We start from the raw sequence: 3,075 nt of genomic DNA on the forward strand, positions 1-3,075 counted from the left end.
GTTATATTTACGGAGTGTTCTGCTCGGAAAGCAAGGATAAGGAGAACAGCGACCTTTCGGCGGCAGTGGCAGCGGCAGGAATTGTCAGGACAAAGGATTTGAAAACCTGGGAGAGACTGGACAATCTCACGACGCTGCATTCCACGCAGCAGCGCAATGTAGTGCTGCATCCGGAGTTTGTAAATGGAAAATATGCTTTTTACACCAGACCCATGGACGGCTTTATTGAAACGGGCTCCGGCAGCGGAATCGGCTTCGGCCTGTGCGATGACATTACCCATGCGGTGATTGATGAGGAGCGCATGACAAGCATACGGAAATACCATACCATTACGGAGGTAAAGAACGGAGCAGGGGCGGTTCCCATCAAGACGGACAGAGGCTGGATTCATATTGCCCACGGAGTCCGGGGTACGGCTGCAGGACTGCGTTACGTGATTTATGCTTTTGCAACGGCCCTTGACGATCCTGCGAGAGTGATTGCGGAGCCCTCAGGGTATCTGATTGCTCCCATGGGAGGCGAGCGCGTAGGCGATGTGTCCAACGTGGTGTTTACCAACGGAGCCATTGTGAATGAAAAAGGAAAGGTTTTCATTTACTACGCCTCCAGCGATACCAGAATGCACGTGGCAGTTACCGATCTTGACAGACTGACGGATTATGTGTTTAACACTCCGAAAGACCCGGGACGGTCCGTGGAATGCGTTGCACAGCGCTGCAGTCTGATTCAAAAGAACTTGGAATATTTGAAGCAAATCAAATAGGTGTTTGCGAAACTCGCTGACAAAGTCACGAACCTGGTCATAATAACCAAAAACGGGTTCCGAAGCAGCAGCTAGTCACCCTTATTTTGGTTATTACGCCCAGTTTCTGATACCAGGGAGCGAGTTTCGCAATTACCAAAAATACAGAACAAACGGCGGGAGGGAGATTTTCGTGATAGACAGAAAAAAAATTGTGAGGAAGCATAACCCTTTCAGACAGAAAATAGAATGGCTTTCCCCTCTGACTGTGGGAAACGGCAGCATTGCATATACCACGGATATTACGGGAATGCAGACCCTGTGCGAAGAGCAGGCGGCGGAGGGCTTTCCGCTGCTTACCATGAGCGAATGGGGCTGGCATACCACGCCGACCCCGGAGGGCGGCACCTATGATTTGGACAGGGACCTTGTAATGACAGAGTATCCCCACAAAAGAGGCACGGTAAGGTATCCTGTAAAAAAGCAGCCTGGCAATGAGAAGGTGTATGACTGGCTGAGAGAAAACCCTCACAGATACAATCTGGTGAATCTGGGATTTGTATACCAGGGAAAGCCAATCAGCGCAAAACAGCTGAAGGATGTGGAGCAGCATCTGGATTTATATTCGGGAATTCTGTACAGCACATTTACCTTGTGGGGCAAGTGCGTGACGGTAGAAACCATGTGCCATCAAAAAAAGGACGTTCTTTCCTTTGTGGTACACTCCGAACTGCTGAAACAGGGAGATTTGCAGGTGGCGCTCCGTTTTCCCTACGGCAGCTGGAATCTTACCGGCTCTGACTGGCAGTCTGAAAACAGACACCGCACGAACCTGCAGGAAGAGGATGACCATGCCTGGCGTATTGAGCATCTTCTGGATTGGGACAGCTCCTATCTGAAATTGTCTGCAGAGAGCGGCCTGCAGGTGACACAGGAGCGGTCACATGAATATCTGTGTAAATTTGCAGAGGAGGAAACGGCAGCGTTTACGGTGAGCTTTGCGGAAAAAGCAGAAAAGCTTCCAAAAGCAGGGGTGGAGGAATGCAGGAAAAGCAGCGTTGAAAAATGGAAGAATTTTTGGGAAATGGGTGCTTTCATTTCCTTTGAGGGCTCTTCAGATATCAGGGCTCAGGAGCTGGAGCGGAGAATTATATTGTCCTTGTATGTGAGCGCAGTCAACTCCTGCGGCAGCATGCCGCCCCAGGAAACGGGCCTTACCATAAACAGCTGGTTCGGGAAGGCCCATCTGGAAATGTATTTCTGGCATCTTGCTTACCTGCCGCTTTGGGGCAGAAGCGGGCTGCTGAAAAAAAGTCTTGCCTGGTATCAAAAGATTCTGCCAAAGGCAATTCACAATGCCCGCAGAAATAATTATAAGGGGGCAAAGTGGCCTAAGATGGTGGGGCCGGAAGGAGTGGACTCTCCCTCCCCTATTTCTCCCCTTCTGCTTTGGCAGCAGCCTCACCCCATTTATATGCTGGAGCTGGTTTACCAGGCGGAAAAGTCCAACGCCCTTTTGGAGGAATATTGGGATATTGTCAGAGAAACGGCAGACTATATGGCTGATTTTGCAGAGTATAATGCAGAAAAGGGGGTGTATGAGCTGACTGCACCGGTGATTCCGGCCCAGGAGGTGTACCGGCCTGAGGATACGCTGAATCCTGCTTTTGAAGTAGAGTATTGGCAGTTTGGCTTAAAGCTGGCTGTCACCTGGGCAAAGCGCCTGCACAGAAGCTGTCCTGAGCAATGGGAGGAGGTGGCTGACCACATGGCGCAGCCAAGAGTGCTTGACGGGGTTTATCTGGGACATGAATTGTGTGAAACCAGCTATACCGAATACGCCAAGGATCACCCAAGCGTTGTGGCGGCCATGGGACTGCTGCCGGGAGAAGGGATCAAGCCCAGGCTTATGCAGAATACTCTTGACAAAATTTATCAGTCATGGGATTTTAGAACCATGTGGGGATGGGATTTTGCTATGATGGCAATGACCGAAACACGTCTGGGCAATCCTGAGCGCGCTTTGGATATTCTGCTGAACGATACGCCTCAGAATCAGTATATGTCAAACGGGCACAATCTGCAGGAATCCAGAAGCTACCTCACGCTGTATCTGCCGGGAAACGGTTCCCTGCTGTTTGCAATTCCCCTGATGGTCATGGGATATCCCGGCTGTGGGAAACCACATCCCGGTTTTCCCTCGGACGGTTCCTGGAAAATAGAAGCGGAAGGCATGATGGGATTTCCTTATTAAAAAAGGGGTGAATTTATTTTTCTAAAAATTTCCGCAAAAACATAGTAGACAGACTGAGATTTTTATGTTAATATAATC

The 3,075-nt window shown here is 49.9% G+C and carries 2 protein-coding genes; both read left to right on the plus strand.

Annotated features, from left to right (window positions below):
* A partial coding sequence (locus tag AC1WIP_RS13700) for a glycoside hydrolase family 130 protein (protein ID WP_481142353.1) occupies positions 1-764 on the plus strand: 764 nt, incomplete at its 5' end.
* 172 nt (positions 765-936) lie between these two features.
* Positions 937-2,997, plus strand: a complete 2,061-nt coding sequence (locus AC1WIP_RS13705) for a hypothetical protein (protein WP_481142354.1) — start codon at positions 937-939, stop codon at positions 2,995-2,997.
* Positions 2,998-3,075 lie beyond the last annotated feature (78 nt).

Source organism: Acetatifactor sp. (assembly GCF_982438285.1).